The organism is Faecalibacterium sp. IP-1-18 (assembly GCF_023347355.1).
In the GTDB taxonomy this organism is placed as follows: domain Bacteria; phylum Bacillota; class Clostridia; order Oscillospirales; family Ruminococcaceae; genus Faecalibacterium; species Faecalibacterium prausnitzii.
Map to the genome: position 1 here is coordinate 12,554 of NZ_CP094472.1, position 22,640 is coordinate 35,193.

At 57.8% G+C, this 22,640-nt stretch carries 17 protein-coding genes; 7 read left to right on the plus strand and 10 right to left on the minus strand.

The genetic code is table 11. The features are described 5' to 3' along the window. The first annotated feature begins 313 nt into the window (after window positions 1-313). The gene (gene nifJ, locus MTP43_RS00060) at window positions 314-3,859 is read left to right on the plus strand and encodes a pyruvate:ferredoxin (flavodoxin) oxidoreductase (protein WP_249234949.1); all 3,546 of its coding nucleotides are present in this window, start codon (window positions 314-316) and stop codon (window positions 3,857-3,859) included. A gap of 478 nt (window positions 3,860-4,337) precedes the next feature. Here the strand turns inward: nifJ and MTP43_RS00065 are convergent, their stop codons facing one another. Continuing rightward, a complete protein-coding gene (locus tag MTP43_RS00065) occupies window positions 4,338-4,619 on the minus strand; it encodes a helix-turn-helix domain-containing protein (RefSeq protein WP_005924206.1) in 282 nt (93 codons plus the stop codon). Then, the gene (locus tag MTP43_RS00070; RefSeq protein ID WP_173016279.1) at window positions 4,616-4,975 is read right to left on the minus strand and encodes a type II toxin-antitoxin system RelE/ParE family toxin; all 360 of its coding nucleotides are present in this window, start codon (window positions 4,973-4,975) and stop codon (window positions 4,616-4,618) included. Before MTP43_RS00070 ends, MTP43_RS00065 begins: the two co-directional genes overlap by 4 nt. 695 nt (window positions 4,976-5,670) lie before the next feature. Between MTP43_RS00070 and mgtE the strand changes: the two genes are divergently transcribed. Together mgtE and MTP43_RS00080 are read left to right on the plus strand one after the other, a co-directional pair. Further along, the gene (gene mgtE / locus MTP43_RS00075; RefSeq protein ID WP_113620572.1) at window positions 5,671-7,245 is read left to right on the plus strand and encodes a magnesium transporter; all 1,575 of its coding nucleotides are present in this window, start codon (window positions 5,671-5,673) and stop codon (window positions 7,243-7,245) included. A gap of 205 nt (window positions 7,246-7,450) precedes the next feature. Then, window positions 7,451-7,963, plus strand: a complete 513-nt coding sequence (locus MTP43_RS00080; protein WP_005924194.1) for a hypothetical protein — start codon at window positions 7,451-7,453, stop codon at window positions 7,961-7,963. A gap of 157 nt (window positions 7,964-8,120) precedes the next feature. On the opposite strand, the gene MTP43_RS00085 is transcribed toward MTP43_RS00080, so the two are convergent. Next, the gene (locus tag MTP43_RS00085; RefSeq protein WP_249234950.1) at window positions 8,121-8,645 is read right to left on the minus strand and encodes a hypothetical protein; all 525 of its coding nucleotides are present in this window, start codon (window positions 8,643-8,645) and stop codon (window positions 8,121-8,123) included. 97 nt (window positions 8,646-8,742) lie between these two features. Between MTP43_RS00085 and MTP43_RS00090 the strand changes: the two genes are divergently transcribed. Beyond that, window positions 8,743-9,387, plus strand: coding sequence for a rhomboid family intramembrane serine protease (locus tag MTP43_RS00090; protein ID WP_249234951.1), 645 nt, complete (start codon window positions 8,743-8,745; stop codon window positions 9,385-9,387). Window positions 9,388-9,759: 372 nt separating this feature from the next. Next, window positions 9,760-10,725: a hypothetical protein gene (locus MTP43_RS00095; RefSeq protein WP_249234952.1), complete on the plus strand. Its 966-nt coding sequence runs from the start codon at window positions 9,760-9,762 to the stop codon at window positions 10,723-10,725. Between the two features lie 641 nt (window positions 10,726-11,366). Here the strand turns inward: MTP43_RS00095 and MTP43_RS00100 are convergent. Continuing rightward, the gene (locus tag MTP43_RS00100; protein ID WP_249234953.1) at window positions 11,367-11,885 is read right to left on the minus strand and encodes a gamma carbonic anhydrase family protein; all 519 of its coding nucleotides are present in this window, start codon (window positions 11,883-11,885) and stop codon (window positions 11,367-11,369) included. Window positions 11,886-11,992: 107 nt separating this feature from the next. Here MTP43_RS00100 and MTP43_RS00105 point away from each other — a divergent pair, with 107 nt between their 5' ends. Then, window positions 11,993-13,285, plus strand: coding sequence for a D-alanyl-D-alanine carboxypeptidase family protein (locus tag MTP43_RS00105; RefSeq protein ID WP_249234954.1), 1,293 nt, complete (start codon window positions 11,993-11,995; stop codon window positions 13,283-13,285). A 259-nt stretch (window positions 13,286-13,544) separates the two neighbouring features. Here MTP43_RS00105 and MTP43_RS00110 read toward each other — a convergent pair whose 3' ends face one another. The 6 genes from MTP43_RS00110 to MTP43_RS00135 all read right to left on the minus strand — a co-directional run bounded on the left by MTP43_RS00110 (window position 13,545) and on the right by MTP43_RS00135 (window position 18,054). Then, on the minus strand, window positions 13,545-14,312 hold the full coding sequence (locus tag MTP43_RS00110) for a biotin--[acetyl-CoA-carboxylase] ligase (RefSeq protein ID WP_249234955.1): 768 nt from the start codon (window positions 14,310-14,312) through the stop codon (window positions 13,545-13,547). Next, the gene (locus MTP43_RS00115; RefSeq protein WP_006735233.1) at window positions 14,309-14,800 is read right to left on the minus strand and encodes a metallophosphoesterase family protein; all 492 of its coding nucleotides are present in this window, start codon (window positions 14,798-14,800) and stop codon (window positions 14,309-14,311) included. Before MTP43_RS00115 ends, MTP43_RS00110 begins: the two co-directional genes overlap by 4 nt. Before the next feature lie 22 nt (window positions 14,801-14,822). Beyond that, window positions 14,823-15,671: a 16S rRNA (cytidine(1402)-2'-O)-methyltransferase gene (gene rsmI, locus MTP43_RS00120; RefSeq protein ID WP_113620575.1), complete on the minus strand. Its 849-nt coding sequence runs from the start codon at window positions 15,669-15,671 to the stop codon at window positions 14,823-14,825. A gap of 15 nt (window positions 15,672-15,686) precedes the next feature. After that, window positions 15,687-16,361, minus strand: coding sequence for a tRNA1(Val) (adenine(37)-N6)-methyltransferase (locus MTP43_RS00125; RefSeq protein ID WP_238057109.1), 675 nt, complete (start codon window positions 16,359-16,361; stop codon window positions 15,687-15,689). A 309-nt stretch (window positions 16,362-16,670) separates the two neighbouring features. After that, window positions 16,671-16,841 carry a DUF362 domain-containing protein gene (locus MTP43_RS00130; RefSeq protein WP_006735241.1) on the minus strand — a complete coding sequence of 57 codons (171 nt, stop codon included), beginning with the start codon at window positions 16,839-16,841 and terminating at the stop codon, window positions 16,671-16,673. 271 nt (window positions 16,842-17,112) lie between these two features. After that, entirely contained in the window at window positions 17,113-18,054 is a 942-nt protein-coding gene (locus MTP43_RS00135) for a PSP1 domain-containing protein (RefSeq protein WP_015537106.1), read from the minus strand. Window positions 18,055-18,462: 408 nt separating this feature from the next. Between MTP43_RS00135 and MTP43_RS00140 the strand changes: the two genes are divergently transcribed. Continuing rightward, a complete protein-coding gene (locus MTP43_RS00140) occupies window positions 18,463-22,407 on the plus strand; it encodes an efflux RND transporter permease subunit (RefSeq protein WP_249234956.1) in 3,945 nt (1,314 codons plus the stop codon). Window positions 22,408-22,640 lie beyond the last annotated feature (233 nt).

Genomic DNA, 22,640 nt, shown 5'->3' on the forward strand with positions numbered 1-22,640 from the left:
GTCAATAAAGATATGATAAATACAAGAGGAGAGGGAACCCCTCTTGCGAAAAAAATCACAATTTCTGGAAGAGCCCGCCCCCAAAAACCGAAAATCTGCATCACTGCTTGCTTTAACGCACTAAAGAAAGTACAAAACCGCTAAAAAATTTCTTAATTTTTGGTGCGTTTGTCGGGCGGTTTGCGTTTACTTTATTGCCGGAATCTGCTATTATAGTATACAAGCAATAGTGCCTTTTATGGGGTTCTCCGGTCCCAGCGGGCATATTGCCCCGCGCAAAAGGTACCAAATTCTGAATAATGGAGGAAGAAAAATGCCTAGAGCAAAGCAAACTATGGATGGCAATACCGCTGCCGCCCATGTAGCGTATGCCTACACGGACGTGGCTGCCATCTACCCCATTACCCCGTCTTCTCCGATGGCTGACTCTGTGGACCAGTGGTCTGCAGCCGGCCAGAAGAACATCTTCGGCAACCAGGTCAAGGTCGTTGAGATGGAGTCCGAGGCCGGCGCCGCTGGTGCTGTCCACGGCTCTCTGGGTGCAGGTGCTGTTACCACCACCTTCACCGCTTCTCAGGGCCTGCTGCTGATGATCCCCAACATGTACAAGATCGCTGCTGAGCAGCTGCCCTGCGTGTTCGATGTTTCTGCACGTACCGTTGCTACCCAGTCCCTGAACATCTTTGGTGATCACAGCGACGTTATGGCTTGCCGCCAGACCGGCTTTGCAATGCTGGTCGAGAGCAGCGTGCAGGAAGTTATGGATCTGTCCCCTGTCGCACATCTGTGCGCCATCGAGGGCAAGGTTCCCTTCCTGAACTTCTTCGATGGCTTCCGTACCTCTCACGAGTACCAGAAGATCGAGAAGTGGGACTATGCTGATCTGAAGGAAATGTGCAACATGGAGGCTGTTGAGGAGTTCCGCAAGAAGGCTCTGAACCCCGAAAGCCCCAAGATGCGCGGTTCCCACGAGAACGGCGACGTGTTCTTCCAGCACCGCGAGGCCTGCAACAGCGTTTACAACGCTCTGCCGGCTGTTGTTGAGAAGTACATGGCTAAGATCAACGCAAAGCTGGGCACCAACTACGATCTGTTCAACTACTACGGCGCAGCCGATGCTGACCGCGTGATCGTGGCTATGGGTTCCATCTGCGACGTTGCTGACGAGGTCATCGACTACCTGAACGCCAAGGGCGAGAAGGTCGGTATCATCAAGGTCCGCCTGTACCGTCCCTGGGTGTCCTCCGCTCTGCTGAAGGTCCTGCCCAAGACCGCCAAGAAGGTGGCTGTGCTGGACCGCACCAAGGAGCCCGGCTCTCTGGGCGAGCCCCTGTATCTGGATGTTGCCGCTACCCTGCGTGAGGCTGGCCTGAACGATATCGTTCTGACCGGCGGCCGCTACGGTCTGGGCAGCAAGGACACTCCCCCGTCCTCCATCTTCGCTCTGTACAAGGAGCTGGAGAAGGATCAGCCGAAGGAGCGTTTCACTCTGGGTATCACCGATGACGTCACCTTCCTGTCCCTGCCCGAGGTCAAGCCCGCTCCCATCACCGCAGCTGCTGGCACCAAGGAGTGCAAGTTCTGGGGTCTGGGCGGCGACGGCACCGTCGGCGCAAACAAGAACTCCGTCAAGATCATTGGCGACCATACCGACAAGTATGTTCAGGCATACTTCCAGTATGACTCCAAGAAGACCGGCGGCGTGACCATCAGCCACCTGCGTTTCGGCGACAAGCCCATCCGCAGCCCCTACTACATCAACCAGGCTGACTTCGTGGCCTGCCACAACCCCGCTTACATCCACATGGGCATGAAGATGGTCCAGGATGTCAAGCCCGGCGGCGTGTTCATGATCAACTGCCAGTGGTCCGATGAGGAGCTGGGCCAGCACCTGAACGCCGAGGCAAAGAAGTATATCGCTGACAACAACATCCAGCTGTATACCATCAATGCTATCGATAAGGCTATCGAGATCGGCATGGGCAAGCGCACCAACACCATCCTGCAGTCTGCATTCTTCAAGCTGGCTGACGTCATGCCTATCGATGACGCCATCAACTTCATGAAGCAGGCCGCTCAGAAGAGCTACGGCAAGAAGGGCCAGGACGTCGTTGAGATGAACTGGAAGGCCATTGACGCAGGCGTTGACGCTATCCACAAGGTAGACGTGCCCGCATCCTGGTCCAACCCCGAGGCTGATCCCGCACCCAAGGCTCTGGCTGGCCGTCCGGAACTGGTCAAGCAGATCCGCGACGTCATGGAGCCCATTGCCCGTATGGACGGCGACAGCCTGCCTGTCTCCTCCTTCGTGGCAAATGCAAACGGCGAGTGGGAGCAGGGCGCTTCTGCATACGAGAAGCGCGGCACCGCTGTCAACGTCCCCGAGTGGGATGCTGCAAAGTGCGTTGGCTGCAACCAGTGTGCATTCGTGTGCTCTCATGCAACCATCCGTCCCTTCCTGCTGACTGCTGACGAGCTGGCAGCTGCTCCTGCCCAGACCAAGAGCCGCGATAACAAGCTGACCCCCGAGTACAAGTTTGTTATGGCTGTTTCTCCGCTGGACTGCATGGGCTGCGGCGAGTGCGTCACCGTCTGCCCCACCAAGGCTATCACCATGGTTCCTCAGGACAGCCAGGCCGATCAGCAGGCAGTCTTTGACTACTGCGTGGCCAACATCTCCAAGAAGGCTACCAAGATGGCCGATGACACCGTTATGGGCTCTCAGTTCAACCAGCCCCTGCTGGAGTTCTCTGGCTCCTGCGCAGGCTGTGCCGAGACCTCTTACGCTCGCCTGATCACTCAGCTGTTCGGCGAGAAGATGTACATCTCCAACGCTACCGGCTGCTCCTCTATCTGGGGCGGCACCGCTTCCATCTCTCCGTACACCGTCAACAAGGACAGCGGCCATGGTCCTGCATGGTGCAACTCCCTGTTCGAGGATAACGCAGAGCATGGTCTGGGCCTGTACATCGGCCAGAAGACCATCCGCGAGAACCTGATCAAGGAGATCGCAGAGGTTGCTGGTTCCGACAAGGCTTCTGCTGAGCTGAAGGCTGCTTACGAGCAGTTCATCGCAACCAAGAACAACACCAAGGCCAACGACGAGCCCGCAAAGGCCCTGATCGCTGAGCTGGAGAAGGCTGCTGCTGCCGGCTGCGAGAAGTCTGCAGAGATCCTGAAGAGCAAGCAGTACATCGCCAAGAAGTCCGTCTGGATCTTCGGCGGCGACGGCTGGGCATACGACATCGGCTTCGGCGGTCTGGATCACGTTCTGGCTTCCGGCGAGGATGTCAACGTGATGGTCTTCGATACTGAGATGTACTCCAACACCGGTGGACAGGCTTCCAAGGCCTCCAACATCGGCGAGGTCTGCCAGTTCGCTGCTGCAGGTAAGGAGATCAGCAAGAAGAGCCTATCCGAGATCGCAATGACCTACGGTTACATCTATGTTGCTCAGATCGCTCTGGGCGCTAACATGAACCAGGCTGTCAAGGCTATTGCCGAGGCTGAGGCTTACCCCGGCCCCTCTCTGATCATCGGCTACGCTCCCTGCGAGCTGCACGGTGTCAAGGGCGGCATGACCAACTGCCAGAACGAGATGAAGAAGGCAGTCGAGGCTGGCTACTGGAACCTGTTCACCTTCAACCCCGCCAACAAGGCTCAGGGCAAGAACCCCTTCACCCTGACCTCCAAGGCTGTGGACAACGAGAAGTATCAGGCTCTGCTGGCAAACGAGACCCGTTACAGCCGTCTGACCCGCGCCTTCCCCGAGCGTGCTAAGGAGCTGTTCGCTCGCAACCAGGAGGTTGCAAACGACCGCTACGAGCACCTGACCCGTCTGGTCGAGCTGTACAAGTAAGCTGTTTTTAAGCAGCGGCAGAGACACCAAATGAACCAGCGGCCCCTGCTCTTTCCCGTGTGAAGAGCGGCAGCCCCGCATCGGCGGTTACTGCGCAATGCAGCGGTGCGGAACTGTGGAATTTGCCTTTGCCGTGCACAGAACAGGCTGAACGTTTTGCCCTGTACCTGACAGAACGGTCGAAAAACCTGATTTCATTCCCCTCCTTTTGCGCAGGGGCTTGAGATACCAAAGCGCCCGCGAGGGCCCTTGAGAGCACACCCCGCGTGTGTCAGGAGCATAAGGTCTGTGTGCAGATACCTTGCTCCGCCTGCGGCAGAAGACCTGCCTTGCAGGGATCTTGCCCCAGTGAAAAAACTGCATCAGTTTTTAGCGCCCCGCTCACCGCAAGGTGACCGGGGCGTATTTTTGTGTAAATGAAACTATAAGCCCGGAGCGTCCGCAGACGCTCCGGGCTTATATATTGACGAAATAAAAGTTATTTGTTCGTCACAAATTCAATTTTGACGTTCATCCCCATACCAGCGGCAAGGCGCTGCAAGGTGCGCAGAGAAGGGTTTGCATTTCCCCGTTCCAGTTTGCTGATATCGGCCTGTGCAATGCCGGTGCGCTCTGAAAGCTGTTTCTGGGTCAGACCGCTTTCCTTCCGGGCATCGATCATAGCTTGCGCAATGGTAAGCTCCGGCTGAAGAGCATCCCATTCGGCCTTAAAAGAAGGCCGCTGTAATTGTTCATTCAAATAATTCCGAAAATCACTCATGAGGAACTCTCCTTTCGATAAAAATAGTCCGCACGATATTTTTGCGCCAGTGCAATTTCCTCCGGCGGTGTTTTTTGTGTCTTTTTGACAAAGCCATTTGTCAGGATGATCTGATGCCCGACTACGAAGAAATATAAAATGCGCGTTATGTTGCTGCTTTGCTTGGCACGCAATTCAAAAATGCCATCTCCCAATGATTTGGAATAAGGCTCCCGCAGTTGTGTGCCATTGGTTTCCAATAGGGAGATCGTGCCTAAAAGCTTTGCCAGCATTTTGTTGTCCAGTGTATCCAGAAAATCACGAACCGGGCAGCTGCCGTCTGCTTTATAATAAAAATTTACTTCAAAAGCAGACATTTTCAGCATCCTTTCCGTTTGGTGGTATCCTACTATTATAATATAGGATAAAACAAATATTGTCAAGAAGATTTTTTATCACAAAATCTTCCAGAATTTTCCGCTTCCTTTTTACAGTTTCTTCATAGCTTCTTAACGAAATGAATTGTGAAAGCTGTTATACTTTTGCCATGGGAAGCGGGGCCGCAACCACTTCCCAAGTAACATGATTCCTCCTCACACCAAGGCAATATCCAAGCAAAACACCCTTCTCTGTGCGCCGCAACACGGAGAAGGGTGTTTTGTTTCTGTAAGACACCGTAAAAATCTTTGCAAAACTTCGCTTTAGGGTTGACCCCATTTTTTTGCGGCGCTATAATAAAAAAGGATATAGCCAGTGCAGTGCCCGGCGCGGGTGCTGCGGCTGTGGAATTTACGAAAACTGGGAGGTGAACGCAGGACAATGGACCCTGATCATAGTCGAAGTAGATCCACCGATGCGGTAGATCGGACAACAAAAAGTACTGCGTTCGCCTTTTTGCATCCGGCGGCTTAAAAAGCCCCCGGCATAGGAAAGGCGCGGCTTTGCGTGCGCGGAAACGGCTGCTTTTGCGGCATTCCGGCACCGGGCGGCGCGTTTTTTGTTTCCCGACCTGCTGCATCCTCCGGCGCGGAGAAAGCCCTCCGTGCCGTATAGTACCCAGAGGAGGTAGCCCATGGATATGGAAGAAAAGAAGCTGGAAACCAACACGGAACAGAACCTGCCGGTGCAGGAACTGCCCGCCGATATCCCCGCCGAGGTGCGTCAGAAACTGGCGGAGGATCTGAACGAGGAAGCCACCGAGGACCTGAAGCAGGATATGCGGGAGGCAGAGCGGGAGGAAGCCAACGACGAAGAGGTCAAGGCAAACCCCGAGATGCTGACTAAGAGCCGTCTGCTGAAGCTGCTGATCAAAAAGCAGTACGTCAAGCTGCGCGAGGTGACCGAGGAAGAGCAGCCCGCCGACCTTGCCGAGCTGCTGGAGGAGCTGGACGAGAACAACCGTCTGGTGGTGTTCCGTCTGCTGAAAAAGGAAGTTGCCACCGAAGCCTTTGCCTATATGTCCGACGAAGCCCGGGACGATCTGGTGAACGCCTTCTCGGACGTGGAACTGGTGAGCGCCATCGAGGAGATGAGTCTGGACGATGCCGCCGACCTGCTGGAAGATATGCCCGCGGGCGTGGTCAAGCGGGTGCTGGAAAAATCCTCCCGGGAGACCCGCGAGAGCCTGAACAAGCTACTGAACTACCCGGAAAGCTCTGCCGGCAGCCTGATGACCCCGGAATATGTGCGTCTGCGCATGGATATGACGGTGGAACAGGCCTTTGCCGCCATCCGCAAGCAGGGCGAGAACGCCGAGACCGTCTACACCTGCTATGTGGTGGAGAGCAACCGGCTGCAGGGCGTTGTCTCTGCCCGCAATCTGCTGCTGGCCGACCCCAAGACCCCCATCACGGAGATCATGGAGGACAATCTGGTCACCGTGAAGGTCACCGACGATCAGGAGTTCGTGGCCCGTGAGATGCAGCGCTACGACTTTACCGCCATGCCCGTTCTGGACAACGAGGGGATGTTCGTGGGTATCATCACCATCGACGATGCCATTGACGTTCTGACCGACGAGAGCACCGAGGATATGCAGAAGATGGCCGCCATTCTCCCGGATGACGACGCCACCACCTACTTTGGCACCAGCGTGTGGACCCACGCCAAGCAGCGCATCCCCTGGCTGCTGATTTTGATGCTGTCCGCTACCTTTACCGGTATGGTCACCACCCACTACGAGGAAGCCTTTGTCAGCCTGCCGCTGCTGGTCTCCTTCATGCCCATGCTGATGGATACCGCCGGCAACTGCGGCAACCAGATCAGCACCCTGATGGTGCGCGGTCTGGCACTGGGCGAGGTAGAGCCCGCCGACTTTATGCGGGTGCTGGCCAAGGAGCTGCGGGTGTCTGCCATCGTGGGCGCAGTGCTGGGCATCGTGAACGGCCTGCGCATCTACCTGATGTACACTTTCCTCTTCCCCGGTCAGTACGCCAACGTGATGGGCTACGCCATCGTGGTCAGCGTGTCGCTGTTCTTCAGCGTCATTCTGGCAAAGCTGGTGGGCGGTATGCTGCCGCTTGCCGCCAAAAAGCTGGGTGCCGACCCCGCCATTATGGCTACCCCCTTCATCACCACCATCGTGGACGCCTGCAGCCTGATCCTCTATTTCCAGATCGCACAGCTGGTGTTCCGCAATATGATGTAAAGAAAAAAGCAATGCCGGACGGTCTGCGGACCGCCCGGCATTTTTTGCATCCAACCCTTTGGCGCATTTGCCCAAAAGGACGGCAATATTTTATATGCTCTGTCAATTGACACACCACGGGTGTGATGATGTAAAATAATAAAAGAGGTCGTTTGAGTTCCAGTACGTTGGATAGAACCTGTATTTTTGTTACCGGAGGTGTATCATGAAAAAGACAAGACGCTTTGTAGCACTTTTACTGGCCGCGGTGCTGGCCTTGGCATTGTTCACCGCCTGCGGCGCAGCAGAACAACCTCAGTCTGCCATTGGCAAGGTATACGAAGATTGGTTTGTAGAGCAAATCAACAGCAAGCGGCCGGGCAAACCGGTACAAAAAGTTGACGTCAAACACTCGGATATGATGGTTGCTCTGGAGAAAATCAGCGAGGACGGGAAGTTCAAAGCCAGAGACGGCGGGGATCATGAGGCGAACGGGCGCGGATTTGGGGAGAGCTGGTATTGGATGATCCTCTCAGACCCGATAGCATTGAATGTTTCGGGCGAAAGTACCGTTGAGGCAGTTAAGCTGACCCTGGAAAATCTGACGCAGTACGGACCTGTTTACTTTATTGATGAACAGCAGTTGTACCGGATCGATGAGTATGATATTGTTACCCGTGTTATGGATGACAAGACCTACGTTGCGGTGTATCTCCACTTAGAGGAAGCGAAAATCTGACCCCTGCGCCGCTGCATACCCTAGTGTGCGCTGCTGCTAAGGCATAAAATATGGTTTTATAAGCCCTCTCAGGCACTTTGTCTGCCCGAGAGGGCTTATTTTTGCATCCAACCCTCTCAGTCTGCTCCCGATGGTCGCCGCAGGCGACTGAGAGGGTTCAGCCGGGATAAAAACAGTGTGGAAAATCACCGTTTGTGTCCGTTTTCCACACCGGGTTTTTCTCCCCGGCGGTTTGTGGAAAACTGCCCGGGGCAAGATTCCAGATTGGAGAAAAGCAAATCCGTAAGCCGGAGTAAACTGTAAAAACAAAAGAAAAACCTTCGACTTTCTTTTTTATAAAAGGCAGATTGCCCACATTTTTGCCCACAAATTTCCAGAATGCGGCGGCATCCATTACGGCTTGTATAGGGTTTTCCTCCATTGGATGTGGAAAACTATGTGGAAAAGGTGGAAAACATCGTTGGAAACTGCGCCTCTTTTTCACAAAAACGGTGGAAAACCCGGTGGAAAAAGTGAAAAGTTCATTCCAGACCGGATAATCCATACAATTTTCGGTTGTCGTTTTGGGACTTGAAACCCGCATGAATGCTGTGCTTTTCCCGCCTTTTCCACACCCCGGCGGCTTTGGTGTGAAAAAACTGCGCGTGCAGCCTGTCTGCCGGGAAAGAAAGTGCAGTTTCAACGCCTTCCGCGTGGATTTTCTTGAATGCGGGGGCCTGTCATGGTAAAATAGGGGTAACATGAAACTGGCGGGGCATCCCGCAACGGAGGCGAAACACATGAACAACTGGCTGAACAGGCTGGAGCGCAAGTATGGCCGCTACGGCATCCCGAACCTGACCAATATTCTGGTGGCGGGGCAGATCTTAGTGCTGGCCATCGAGCTGTTTGTTGACCGCACCATCCCCTACTGGCTGGGGCTCAGCCGCAGCCTGCTGCTGCAGGGGCAGATCTGGCGGGTGATCAGCTTTGTATTCATCCCCTTTTCCGGCGGCAGCATCCTCAGCGTGGTGCTGGGCATCTACTTCACATGGTTCGTCGGCACGGCGCTGGAACGGGAGTGGGGCGATTTCCGCTACACGGTGTATCTGCTGTCCGGCGTGCTGGGCACAGTGCTGGGCTGTCTGCTCACCGGCGTGACCGCCAGCACCTACTGCCTGTCCCTCTCACTGCTGCTGGCCTTTGCCATGCTGTACCCGGAGGTGCAGCTGCTGCTCTTCTTCGTCATCCCCATCCGAGTGAAGTACTTCGGCATTTTTGCGGCTGTGCTGTGGGTATTCAGCTTTCTGGGCGCTTCCCTGCCCGGCAAGCTGGACTACCTGTTGTCCATGCTCAACGTCTGGCTCTTCTTTGCCCCCATGGCCTACCGCTCCCTCCGCGCATGGGTGCGCCGGGAGCAGTGGAAGAGAAAAAATAGGAGATAAATCCTCCCGTGAAGCGTCCTCGCCCTCTCAGTCAAGCCCTGTCGGGCTTGCCAGCTCTCCCAAAGGGAGAGCCCTTGGCATAGCGGCAAAGTTTCCGGTTTCGCCAGAGCCTCTCCCTTTGGGAGAGGTGGCACGGCGTAAGCCGTGACGGAGAGGGCGAGCCAGCTGCCCACTGCGCGGCTGTTTCCGCAGGAAACAAGCGCTGCATCTGCCGCTTCCCTCTACGCCCCCTCCCGTGAAAATAGCGTTTGGAGCGCTCCGCAGAGCGCGACAAACGCGAAATTATAAATAATCTTTCCTTGAATCATGCCCAGAGCAACGCGGAGGGCATTTTAAATCGTCTTACTGTCTCACAAAAGGAGTATCCCCATCATGATGCTGGACCGCATGGAAGGCAACGCAGAACTGAAAACCAGCGTGCAGCAGATGCTGGCCACCCGGCGGCTGACCCATAGCGTTTTGCTGGTGGGCGAAGCCGGTCTTGGCACCGGCTTTGCCGCCCGCTGCATCGCCGCCGACTACCTCTACCCGGCAGGCGGTGCCGCCGCCGAAGCCCTTTTGCGCGGCGAGTGCTGCCGCGCCGTGGCAAAGGCCGGTAAGCGCGACAGCGGCATGGTGGAGACCGGCATCGTGCGGGAAGCCATTTCGGTGTCCGGCATGGGCAGCGGCGGGAAGTATCTGGTGGGCCAGGTCACCGCCATGCGCAGCGAAATTTTCAACACCAGCCTTTCCGCCGAGGGACGCGCCGTGCTTTTGTACCATGTGGAGCGGATGAACGAGGAATCCGCCAACGCCCTGCTCAAGGTCATGGAAGAGCCGCCGGAGGGGGTGCTGTTCCTGCTCACGGCGGATTCTCTGGCCAGTGTGCTGCCCACCATCCGCAGCCGCTGCGTCAGCTTTGCGGTGGCACCGGTGTCCCCCGCCGACTGCACCCGCTACTGCGCGGCGCAGGGGGTGGATAAAAAAACAGCCGCACTGTACAGTGAGCTGTTCGATGGTCATATCGGCACGGTGCTGGCGGTCGCCCGGGACGAAGCCCGCGCCGCACAGGTGGAAAAGGCGCTGGAACTTGCCCGCGCTGCCGCCGCCCGGGACAGCTACACCGCCGCCGTGCTGCTTGCCGCCTACGAAAAGGATAAAGCCGCTGCAGCCGCCCTGCTGACCGATTTTCGCGCCGTGGCAGCAGCTGGTCTGCGCAGCAGTCCTCGCGCCCCGGTGCAGGGCACACAGGCGCGGCAGGCGGTGCGTCTGGCAGATGCCGCCTTGCAGCGGCTGGGCGCACAGGTGAACCCCAAAGTGGTGCTGACGGTGTTTGCGGCAAAGCTGCGCACCGTTTAAATAACGAAACAACAAGAACCCCCTCCGGCGCTTGCGGTACACCGGAGGGGGTTCTTGTTTGGGGTATTGCTTTGGTGTGAGGAGGAATCATGTGCGGGGAAGTGGTTGCGGCCCCACTGTCCCTGCAAGATACAGTATACCCGATTTTACGAAAAAAGTCATTACATTTTTGTGAAAAATCAAAAAAGTTCCTGAAACTTTGTACCGCACTGCGAAAAAAATACAAAATGAAACGTTTGAGAAGAAAAACTTAACTCCCTCAGTCAAAACCTGACGGTTTTGCCAGCTCCCTCGGGGAGGGAGCCTTTGGCATGGCGGTACAGTTTCCGGCTAAACCGCAAAGCTTGCGGGCACGCTCGCTCCCCCTCGGGGGAGCTGTCGCGCAGCGACTGAGGGGCTATAAATGGAGAAGCGAAAAAAGCGTTAAAGCGATAGCGCCGACTGGCGCAGCGCTAGCTTTTTTGTGCTTCGACTTCTTCTTTAGGATCGTCAAGGGCGTGCAGCCCTTGACCCGTTGCGGGGTGGGTGGAGTCCAGAGGTAGGGAGGGGGGAGTCGGAACACCCCTCCCTGCCTCTGGCCCAGCGGAGCGTTCCAGCCCGCTGCTGGCAAGCAGTAACTTCCCCCGCGCAGCGCCGCACTCTCACCCGTTTTTCAGCTGCTCCGCGTGCAGTTTTCCGTGCTCCACATAATGGGCGGCGTTGTGCAGGTTGGCTTCGATCTGTGCCGCGCTCACCTGCTTGATGACCCGGGCAGGAACGCCCACCGCCACGGAATTATCCGGGATGACCATGCCTTCCGGCACCAGCGCCCCTGCCCCGATGATGCAGTTTTTGCCCACCACGCAGTGGTTCAGCAATGTGGCGTGCATCCCGATCAGACTGCCGTCCCCTACGGTGCAGCCGTGCACCAGTGCGCAGTGCCCTACCGTGACGTTTTCGCCAAGGGTCACGCAGCCGCCGATGTCGCAGTGCAGCACCGCGTTATCCTGTACATTGCTGTTTTTGCCGATGGTCAACGTGCCGTCATCCCCGCGCAGCACCGCACCGTACCAGACGGTGGAACCGGGCTTTAAAACCACATCTCCCTGCACGGTAGCGCTGGGGGCTACAAAAGCTGCGCCCTCATCGCGGGGCGTTTTTCCACAAAAGGATAAGAACATTGTTAAAAACCACCTTTCTCTTTTGGTTCTTTTATGGTATTCTTATAAGTAAGGAACAAAAATGTGCGCGCCGGTTTTGCCGGAGCGGGATTCAAGGGGGTACCTTCATGCTTCACAACACGTTCTGCCGCCGGCTGGCGGCGCTGGTGCTCACATTGGCAGTGGCTCTTTCGGCAGCGCTGCCGGGGTTTGCGGCATACCCCATGCCCGTCCAGACCGCTACCGAGACCGAGTCGGTGTATCTGTTCAACGCGGACACCGGCAAGACCATCCTGAGTCAGAACGCCGACCAGCAGAAATATGTGGCAAGCCTGACCAAGCTGATGACCGCCCTGCTGCTGGTGGAAAGCGGCAAGGACCTGAACGGTGAAGTGACCGTGCCCACCGACCTGACGCAGGAGTTCAAGGATATCCAGAACGCCAACGGCACCACCATAGGGCTGCGCATCGGCGAGACCGTGCGCCGCATCGACCTGCTGAACGCCATGCTCATCGTCAGCGCCAACGACGCCGCCAGCGTTATTGCGTGGGACGTGGGTGGCAGCGTGGTGGGCTTTGTGCAGCAGATGAACGCCAAGGCGGCAGAACTGGGCTGCACCGGCACGAACTTTACCTGTGCCCACGGCCTGTTTGACTACGGCAACGTGTCCACCGCGCAGGATCTGGCAAAGATCGCCGCCGCCTGCGCGGAGAACCAGACCTTTGCACAGGTGGCGGGCACTGCCAGCTACGTGCTGCCTGCCACCAATCTGCGCAAGGCAGAGCACACCATCAGCAGCTCCAACAGCCTGATGAACAGCGAAAGCTCCAACTACCGGGAGTATGTCCAGTGGGTCAAGGGCGGCTTTACCACGCTGGCGGGCCGCTGCATCGTGGCCTTTGCCCAGCAGGACGGCCACAGCTACGGGCTGGTGATCCTTGGCTGCGACACGCTGGAGCACCTGTTTACCGCGTGTGACGACCTGTTCGACTGGGCCTTTGCCAGCTTTGCCGACCGTCCGCTGGTGGATACCAAGACCGTGCTGATCACCGTAGACCTGAACAAGTGCCGCACCGAGCCGTCTGTGGAGCTGTACGCCGCCGCGCCGGTCAGCGGCTACGGCCACAGCGATGATAAGGTAAGCTATTCCTTCGACCTGCCCGAGAGCGTCTCTGCTACCGTCAAGGAAGGTCAGAAGCTGGGCACCGCTACCGTCTATCTGGACGGCTACGAGGTGGGACAGGTAGACCTTGTGACCCACCGGGAGTATGTGTCGGATTTCCGCACCGATATCAAAGCCACCCTGCTGCTGCTCTGCGCCCTGATTCTGATTTTGTGCGCACTGGGCTTTGCCACTCTGCGCTGCGGCGGCGGGCTGACCCTCAACCAGCGCCGCCGCCAGATGAAACGGAGAAGATAAAAAATAACTCCCTCAGTCAAAACCTGACGGTTTTGCCAGCTCCCTCGGAGAGGGAGCCTCTGGCGCACCCGCAAACTTTGCACTTTAGCCGGAAACTTTACCGCCATGCCAAAGGCCCCATCCCAGAGGGGGCTGTCTGCGTAGCAGACTGGGGGAGTTCAGGCAAGAACCCCTTCCGTCATCGCCTGCGGCGCGCATTCCAAATCGTCAAAGATAAAAGGAGCAGATGCACGGTTGTGCATCTGCCCCTTTTTATAATTTATACTGCTCCATAAATGCCGTGCACCGACACTTCCCCGGTGAAAACGTGCTGTTCCCCGGCGTCGGTGCGTACCACTAAACGCCCTTCGGCGTCCACGTCCACGGCTTCGCCTGCGCCCTGACTGCCGTCCGGCAGGTCAAAGGTGACCCGGCGGCCCAGATTGACACAGGCGGCTTTGTATTCCTCCCGGAAGGGCGCAAAGCCGTCCCGGGCAAAGGTGTACAGATTGCGGTCAAAGCCGAAATCTGTCAGCCCCTCGGCCAGCCATGCGGGGTCTGTGGAAAGATCCACCGCAGCGCCCTGCAGTGCCAGCGAGGTGCCGTGGGGCAGGTCGGCGGCGTCAAAATAGCTCTGGGGCTGGGCAAGGTTGATGCCGATGCCGCACAAAATGCCGCGCCCCTGCTGCTGGTAGCCGTAGCTTACGCTTTCGCACAGGATGCCCACGATCTTTTTTCCGTTCAGCAAAAGGTCGTTGGGCCACTTGATCTGGCAGTCCACGCCGTAGCGCAGCTGCAGCTGGCGGCGCACCGCAAGGCTTGCCAGCAGCGGCAGGGTAGCGGGCTGCGCCAGCGGCTCCTTGATGGCGACCGTGTAGTACAGCGCCTTGCCCTCGGCGTTTACCCAGCTGCGGCCAAGCCGCCCGCGTCCGGCGGTCTGGTTTTCGGTATATACCGCCGCCACCGGGCCGAACTCCTCAAAATGTTCTTTTACATAGGCGTTGGTGCTGCCGCATTCCGGCAGATAGCGCACCTCGTTGATGCTCATTGCTTGGGTACCTCTTTGTGCTCATAGGCGGTCACTGCGCCGTTTTCCAGCGTCAGCAGACCGTAGGTGTCCGGGCCGGTGTAGCAGCGCCCGCAGGAGCCGGGGTTGAACAAAAATACATTGCCCCGCTGCTCCGCGTGGGGAATATGGGAATGGCCGAACAGCGCCACCTCTGCCCCGCGGGCTGCGGCAGCATCTGCAAGCGTGTCCAGATCGTATTTTACACCGTACATGTGACCGTGCGTATAGAAAACCACCGTCTGATCGAAGCCCGCCAAGCCGTCCAGCGGCTCCAGCGCACCGTAATCGCAGTTGCCGGCCACGGAGTACACCCGCAGATGAGGGAAAAAGGCCAGCGCCTGTTCCAGATCCCGCAGGCCGTCCCCCAAAAAGATCACAGCATCCACGTTGTTCTGCTCTTTGTTCAAAATGCGCTTAATGGCGTCACGCGCGCCGTGGCTGTCGCTCAGGACCAGTAGTTTTGTCACGGAAAAATATCCTCCTCTATACTCATTCGGTAGCCTGCTGCAACAACAGCAGCTGCTTGTAAACTTCGCTCTTGGAATAGGCTGTGCCCTGTGCAGCAGTCTTGGCGGCGGCAGAAGCGCTGAAGCCCTCAATGGTCAGCGCAAAAGCGCGCTGCGCCGCCTGTTCCAGGGTCAGCTCCTCTTCCTCGGCGGCACCGGCGGGTGCACCCGCCATCACCAGTACATACTCGCCCCGGGGCTCGGCGGCGCGGTAGTGCTCCACGGCTTCGCCCAGAGTGGTTTTCCAGATCTCCTCGTGGAGCTTGGTCAGCTCCCGGCACAGGGTAATGCTGCGGTCTGCGCCAAAGGCGGCGGTCAGATCGTCCAGCGTGGTGCGCAGCTTGTGGGGCGCTTCGTAAAAGATGACGGTGCGCTTTTCCTGCAAAAGCTCGGCCAGACGCTCCTTTTTCTGCTTGCGGTTCACCGGCAGAAAGCCCTCGAACACCCAGCGGGAGGTGTCCTGCCCGGAGACCGCCAGCGCAGTGACGCAGGCAGAAGCGGCCGGGATGGGCACCACCTTGATGCCCCGCGCCAGTGCGTCCCGCACGATGACCTCGCCCGGGTCGGACACGCAGGGCATGCCGGCGTCACTGCACAAGGCGCAGCTCTCCCCTGCCTCAATGCGCTGCAAAATGGCTTCGCCCTTCTGCAAGGCGTGCTCGTAGTAGCTGACCATGGGCTTTTTCAGCCCCAGATAATTCAGCAGCTTCATGGTCACGCGGGTGTCCTCGGCGGCAATAAAGTCGGCCGCGCCAAAGGTGGCAGCCACCCGGGGCGGCATATCCTCCAGATTGCCGATGGGGGTCGCCACAATGTAGAGAGTTCCTGCCATAATTACCTCCTGAATTTATCGTCCGTACAGCGCCGCTCCGGCGCGGATAAGCACGTCCGGCTCTACCCGCAGGCCGGTCTTACGGTTCTTCTGGGCTTCCACAAGGAACAGCCACGGAGCGTTTTCCGGGGCGTTCTTTACAAAGGCCAGCCGCTTGGGTTCCAGCCGGTGCGCGCGCAGCACAGCCAGCACCTCGGCCAGCCGCTCCGGGCGGTGGCACAGCGCCAGCCGCCCGCCGTCCTTTAAAAGCCGGAAGCCGCAGGCACAGACATCCTCAAGCGCGCAGGTGTTTTCGTGCCGGGCAAGGGCGTGGGCGGCATTCTGGCTCTGCGGCCCCTCGGTAAAATAAGGGGGATTGCACGCGCACACGTCAAATTGCCCCTCGTCCTGCCGCCATGTGCGCAGGTCGGCACAGACGGGGGTGATGTGGGTGAGCTGCTGCTCTTCCACCGCTGCCGCCAGCAGGGCGCTGCCCTCGGGCTGCAGCTCCAGCGCGGTGCAGGGGCCGCGGTGCCCCCGGTCGTGCCATTCCAGCGCCACGATGCCGCAGCCGGAGCACAGGTCTGCGGCTTTCTGGCTGCGCTTCGGCTCACAAAAGCGTGCCAGCAGCAGTGCGTCCGAGCCGAACCGGTGTTCCGGGGTGCAGTAGACCATAGTTCTATTATACAAAACTTCCGTAGAATGTTCCATAGACAGTGTGTCGTTTCCCTTCCAAAAAATGCAGGGTATTTTCCTGCGGAATTTGTGCATGAAACAAAAAGGGGGGGCGGCTGCGCAGCATTTTGTGCAGTGCCTCTTTTGCGGTGGACGATCAGGAATGGCCGCCGCGTGTGCTTTGGCCATGCTCAGCGGAAAAATGTTTTTCATTCAGCAGTTCGGCGCGTCTGCGGACGCGCCGAACTGCGTTTTTCATGAATTTACTTTATGATACCACAAAAAAGGACTGCTGCACAGGTGTGCAGCAGTCCTTTTTGATGCGTTTTCAGCAAAAACTACTGATTATTCAGCAGCGATTGCACCAGTGGGGCAAGCACCCTCGCAAGCACCGCAATCGATGCAGGAATCAGCGTTCACAACTGCAGCGCCGTTCTCGATGGTGATAGCGCCAACCGGGCAAGCGCCCTCGCAAGCGCCGCAGCCAACACATGCGTCAGAAACCTTGTGTGCCATAATAAACTCTCCTTTTTTATCCCGTGCCGATGTAATTATGAAGAAACGTACCTTGGCACGGCCACGCACGCCCCCCGGAATTTGTATCCTTGTCTGCATTCTAACAAAGCAGGCCGGAAAAGGCAAGACTAACCGTGCTGCCACAACAACAAAATAAAATATTTTGTGGGGTTGCACAAAAGCACGGCCTAACTTATAGCCAAAATTGCCGGAGATTTTTAGCGAAAATCACGAAGCCTGGTTAGTTTTGTAATACTAACCACTCGGACGCTCATTCTTTCTCATTCGTGCGGCGGCGGGGGCAGGCGGGGCGCTTTTCGTCGTCGGAGCTTGCCACCACCGGGGCGGGGTTGCGCACGCCGGAGTAATCATCGTCCGGGTCGGGACGGCGGGGCGGGCGCTTGCCGCCGCTCACATACTCGCACACGCCCACCTTGTAGTACCGGGGTGCGAGGCTTTCGGTGCCGCAGCGCACCCGCAGGTAGCCGGATACCGGGTTCACCTCCAGCACAGTGCCCAGACCGTCCGGGGTGCGCACCGTGCTGCCCACCATGGGCATGATGCTGTTCAGGTACTCGTAGGCGCTCTCCTCGTAGGCAAGGCAGCACATCAGACGGCCGCAGGCACCGCTGATCTTGGTGGGGTTCAGCGAAAGGCCCTGCTCCTTGGCCATCTTGATGGAAACGGGCTGGAAATCCTTCAAAAAGCGGCTGCAGCAGAAGGGCTGACCGCAGATGCCCAGACCGCCGATCATCTTGCTCTCGTCGCGCACGCCGATCTGGCGCAGCTCGATGCGGGTGTGGAAGATGCCGGCCAGATCCTTGACCAGCTCCCGGAAGTCCACCCGCCCGTCAGCGGTGAAGTAGAACATGATCTTAGAGCGGTCCAGCGTGTACTCGGCCTCCACCAGCTTCATCTCCAGCCCGTGGCGGGCGATGCACTCCTGACAGGTGCGGTAGGCGCGCTTTTCGTCCTCGCGGTTCTGGCGCATCCGGCGGATATCCACGCTGTCGGCCATGCGGGTGATGGGTTTCAGCGCCTTGGGTACGGCGGCATCCGCCAGCTCCAGCACGCCCTGCACCACCTCGCCGCACTCCACGCCGCGGGCGGTCTCCACGATCACATACTCCCCGGCATGGATGACAGCATCACCGGGATCAAAATAATAGCTTTTGCCGTTTTCCTTGAAACGGACCGAAATGACTTTTTTCATAGTGTTCCTCGTTTTTGTATCGGATAAGCCCCTTTCAAGGGGCGCTTTTTCAGTCTGCTGTTAGTATACCATAATCAAAAGCACATTTCTATGCAAAAAGAAAAGTCTTTATATCCCCTGAATTTTCCCTCCCCTGCAATGATTCCCCCTGCTCAACCGTATGCAGTATGGGAAAAGGTGTCGAAATTTTGTCCGGCGGCAGAGGGGAGGAAAGCGGACAGAATGCCGGTTTTGGGGCGGCAAAGTTGTGCGTTTCGCAGATTTTGACAGAACTTTCGCAAAAGATTCGCCGCACCTCTATTGAAAGCGCGCGCCTTGCGTGTATAATAGGAATGTTAGGAACCCATTGCCCCCAAAGAGGGAGGAACTGTTGCGCCGGGCGGTGCTGCAGAGAAACGGTAGGAGAAGATGGAAAAATTCAGTGTCAAAAAACCATTTACGGTGCTGGTTGCAGTCATCATGGTGCTGATGCTCGGCTTTGTGTCGATCACCAAGATGAAAACAAACCTGCTGCCGAATGTCAGCACACCGTATCTGATGGTGGTCACCGTGTATCCCGGTGCCAGCCCGGAGCGTGTGGAGACCGAGGTCTCGGACGTGCTGCAAAACGCGCTTACGGTGCCGGGTGTTTCAAAGATCACCGCCACCTCGGCTGAAAACTACAGCCTGCTGCTGATGCAGTTCGTGGATGACACGGATATGGACAGCGCACTGGTGCAGGTGTCCAACAAGCTGGATCAGGCCAAGAGCGACCTGCCGGAGACGGTGCTGACTCCCTCTGTGATACAGTACAGCATGAACATGAACGCCTTTATGACCGTGGCTGTCAGCCGCGAGGGCAGTTCGGTGTACGACCTTTCTGATTTTATCAAGAACACCATGACTCCCTACGTCCAGCGCAAGGGCGGCGTGTCCAGCGTATCCTCCAGCGGCCTTGTGGAGCAGCTGGTGCAGGTGCAGCTGAATCAGGAAAAGGTGGACGCCATCAACGAAAAGCTGATGGAGCTTATCGACACTCAGCTGGAAGTGGCGCACACACAGTTGGAGGAGGCCGAGGCCAAGATCAAGGCCGGCCGCGCAGAATACGATAAGCAGTTCAAAAACTTCGGCAATACCGTGTCCAACACGGTCATGGGCTCCCTGAGCTCTGAGGTCGGAAGCGCCGTAGAAGTGGTGCGCAAGCAGGCCGAGGCACTGCTGCAAAGCGTCAACAACCTGATCGCCGTGGTCAAGGAGCCCGAGGTGCAGCAGGCCCTCATTGAGGTGCAGGCCGGTTTGCAGCGGGTGCTGGACAAGTTCAACAGCACCGGTATGCGGGATATCGACTCCCTGATCGAGATCGTGTCCGAGCTGCGGGATATCACCGATAAGCTCTCCTCTGCGTTGCAGACCCTGCAGAACCGCATCAACACCGAGACCGGTACGCAGGGCGAGGGCGCTGCGGATCTGGCAGACGAGCTGCAATTGCAGGACAGCCTGAACGTCATCTATAAGACGCTGGAAGATACCATCAAGGCCATGGACAACGTGCCCGGCATGATGAGCGAGTTCTCCAAAGCGCTGGGCAACTTTACCCAGCAGCAGATGGTCGCCTATATGCAGTTTACCGAAGCCCGCGAGCAGCTGAATGAGTACGAAAAGCAGCTCAGCGAGGCCAAGACCCAGTACGAGGCCGCCAAGGAAAAGGCGCTTGCCAGCGCCGATGTAACCAAGCAGCTGGATATCAAGACCCTTGCCACCCTCATCTACGCCCAGAACTTCTCCATGCCTGCCGGTTACGTCAAGGACGAAAGCGGCGAGTCGTGGCTGCTGAAGGTGGGCGAGGAATACGACAGCGTGGACGATATCCGCGGTGCACTGCTGCTCCATGTGGAGGGCTACGGCGACGTGCGCCTTTCCGATGTGGCAGACGTGGAGATCATCGACAACGCCGCTGACAGCTACACCCGCCTGAACGGCGAGCAGGCTTCGGTGCTGAAAATTTACAAGGACGACAGTTCCAGCGCAGGTGACGTATCTGCCAACTGTCTGGACGCTTTCAAGGAGCTGGAAGCCCAGTACGAGGGTCTGCACGTTGTGGTGCTGTCCAATCAGGGCAACTACATCAGCATCCTCATCAAGAGCATCCTCACCAGTATGCTGGTGGGTGCCGCACTGGCCATCGTCGTGCTGGCCATCTTCCTGAAGGACGTCAAGCCCACGCTGGTGGTCGGCGTCAGTATCCCCCTGTCGGTGCTGTTTGCCGTGGTGCTGATGTACTTCACGGGTCTTGACCTGAACGTCATGACGCTGGCAGGCCTGTCGCTGGGCATCGGTATGCTGGTGGATAACTCTGTCGTTGTCATCGAGAACATCTACCGTCTGCGCGGCCGCGGCGTGCCCGCCGCCCGCGCTGCGGTGCAGGGTGCACGTCAGGTGGGTATGTCGGTCGTGGCCTCTACCCTTACCTCGGTGTGTGTGTTCCTGCCGGCAGTGTTCTCTGCCAGCCTCATCCGCAACCTGATGGGTCCCATGTCCCTGTGCATCGGCTACTGCCTGATGGCTTCTCTCATCGTGGCACTGACTGTGGTGCCTGCTGCCTCGGCTACCGTGCTGAAGAATGCCCAGCCCAAAAAGCTGGCATGGTTCGATAAGATCCAGAACGCCTACGGCCGCAGTCTGGAAAAGGCTTTGCAGAAGCGCTTTGTGCCGCTGGCAGCCGCCGTGCTGCTGCTGGTGTTCTGCTGCTGGCGGGTGGTCTCCATGGGCATCGTGCTGCTGCCCACCAGCACCAGCAACGAGGCCATGATCACCCTTTCCACCACCGATACCCTCTCGAAGGACGAGTCCTACGATGTGGCCGGTAAGGTGGTGCAGGCTGTGATGGCCGTGGACGGCGTGGAGGAGGTAGGCATTACCCCCGACAACACTGTGGCGGGCATGGATGTCTCCAACCTTGGCCTGCCCTCCACCATCACCGACCTGCTGAACGCCGCCAACGGCTACGGCAAGTATAAGATCAACGTCAAGCTCAACGAGGAGCTTTCTTCTTCCAAGATCGATGCCGCCTGCAAGGCCATGGAGGACGCTGTGGCCGGCGTTGCGGACTGCACCGCCACCGTCCAGCAGTACGGCATGACCGATGACCTGACCAGTCAGCTGTCCACCGGTCTGACCATCAAGATCTACGGCACTGACGCCGAGACCCTGACCGCCCTGTCCGAGAAGGTGGTAGACATCGTGAACAGCACCGAGGGCTTCCAGAACGCCACCAACGGTCTGGGCGCGGGCGATTCCACCATCATCCTGCAGGTGGACCGCGACAAGGTGCGCGCCAACGGCCTGACCGTTGCGCAGGTGTACCAGCAGATCGCGGCAAAGCTGACCACCACCACCACGGCACAGACCCCTGTTACCGTGGACGGCACCACCATGGATGTGCAGATCAGCAACAATCTGGACCCGCTGACCAAGGAAAACATGATGGACATGACCTTTGAGACCACCGTCATGTCCGCCGACGGCACCACCGCTACCGGCACCTGCAAGCTGTCGGATATCGCCAGCTGGACCACCGGCACCGCACCGGACTCCATCACCAGCGAGAACCGGAACCAGTTCGTCACCGTCACTGCCGAGACTGCCCCGGGCTACAACACCACGGTGCAGGCCCGTGCCGTGAAAAAGGCGCTGGATGCTTTTGCCCTCACCGATGAGATGCCGGAGGGCTGCTCCTTCTCCATGGGCGGCGAGAGCGACAGCGTCAACTATATGACCGACGAGATGATCCAGTGGATGGCCCTGGCCCTGCCCTTTGTCTACCTTGTTATGGTGGCACAGTTCCAGAGCCTGCTGTCCCCCTTCATCGTGCTGTTCACCGTGCCGCTGGCCTTTACCGGCGGTCTGCTGGGTCTGCTGCTCACCGGCCAGCAGCTGACCATGATCTCCATGATGGGCTTCATCGTGCTGATGGGTACGGTCGTCAACAACGGCATCGTGTTCGTGGACTACGCCAACCAGCTGCGCATGGGCGGCATGGAGCGCCGCGCCGCACTGGTGGCCACCGGCAAGACCCGTATGCGTCCCATCCTGATGACCACCCTGACCACCGTGCTGGCCATGCTGCAAATGGTGTTCAGCAACGATATGGCAAGCCAGCTGATGAGCGGCATGGCCATCGTCATCATCTGCGGCCTGAGCTACGCCACCCTGATGACCCTGTATATCGTGCCTATCCTGTACGATATCCTGTTCAAGAAACCGCCGCTCAACGTGGATATCGGCAGCGACGAGGACTTGGACGACATCCCGGACGATGCCGCCGAGTTCATTGCCGCCCAGTCCTCTGCGGCACAGCCTCAGCCGGAAGCATAAGGCTTACAGCCCGTATCACCAAAGCGCCCCGCATTTCCACCGGAAGTGCGGGGCGCTTTTTGCTATTGTAGGCACTTTCGATGATTCCAACAAAAAATCGCCGCAAAAATTGGATGGTAATTCTAAAAGGAATCCAACACAAAACTGTAAAACTGTGATATAATCATAAATACAGACAAGATGCAAAAGGGGGCAGTCTGCCCCTTTTGCATTTCCGAAAAAAGCTTTAGGAG

Bases quoted from the DNA above. Each gene is read 5' to 3' on its own strand.
- mgtE (WP_113620572.1), top strand. From the start codon at position 5,671: ATGGATATGGAAGAAAAGAAGCTGGAAACCAACACGGAACAGAACCTG.
- MTP43_RS00135 (WP_015537106.1), bottom strand. From the start codon at position 18,054: ATGAAAAAAGTCATTTCGGTCCGTTTCAAGGAAAACGGCAAAAGCTAT.
- MTP43_RS00095 (WP_249234952.1), top strand. From the start codon at position 9,760: ATGATGCTGGACCGCATGGAAGGCAACGCAGAACTGAAAACCAGCGTG.
- MTP43_RS00105 (WP_249234954.1), top strand. From the start codon at position 11,993: ATGCTTCACAACACGTTCTGCCGCCGGCTGGCGGCGCTGGTGCTCACA.
- rsmI (WP_113620575.1), bottom strand. From the start codon at position 15,671: ATGGCAGGAACTCTCTACATTGTGGCGACCCCCATCGGCAATCTGGAG.
- MTP43_RS00080 (WP_005924194.1), top strand. From the start codon at position 7,451: ATGAAAAAGACAAGACGCTTTGTAGCACTTTTACTGGCCGCGGTGCTG.
- MTP43_RS00125 (WP_238057109.1), bottom strand. From the start codon at position 16,361: ATGGAACATTCTACGGAAGTTTTGTATAATAGAACTATGGTCTACTGC.
- MTP43_RS00130 (WP_006735241.1), bottom strand. From the start codon at position 16,841: ATGGCACACAAGGTTTCTGACGCATGTGTTGGCTGCGGCGCTTGCGAG.
- MTP43_RS00100 (WP_249234953.1), bottom strand. From the start codon at position 11,885: ATGTTCTTATCCTTTTGTGGAAAAACGCCCCGCGATGAGGGCGCAGCT.
- MTP43_RS00065 (WP_005924206.1), bottom strand. From the start codon at position 4,619: ATGAGTGATTTTCGGAATTATTTGAATGAACAATTACAGCGGCCTTCT.
- MTP43_RS00140 (WP_249234956.1), top strand. From the start codon at position 18,463: ATGGAAAAATTCAGTGTCAAAAAACCATTTACGGTGCTGGTTGCAGTC.
- MTP43_RS00110 (WP_249234955.1), bottom strand. From the start codon at position 14,312: ATGAGCATCAACGAGGTGCGCTATCTGCCGGAATGCGGCAGCACCAAC.
- MTP43_RS00070 (WP_173016279.1), bottom strand. From the start codon at position 4,975: ATGTCTGCTTTTGAAGTAAATTTTTATTATAAAGCAGACGGCAGCTGC.
- nifJ (WP_249234949.1), top strand. From the start codon at position 314: ATGCCTAGAGCAAAGCAAACTATGGATGGCAATACCGCTGCCGCCCAT.
- MTP43_RS00090 (WP_249234951.1), top strand. From the start codon at position 8,743: ATGAACAACTGGCTGAACAGGCTGGAGCGCAAGTATGGCCGCTACGGC.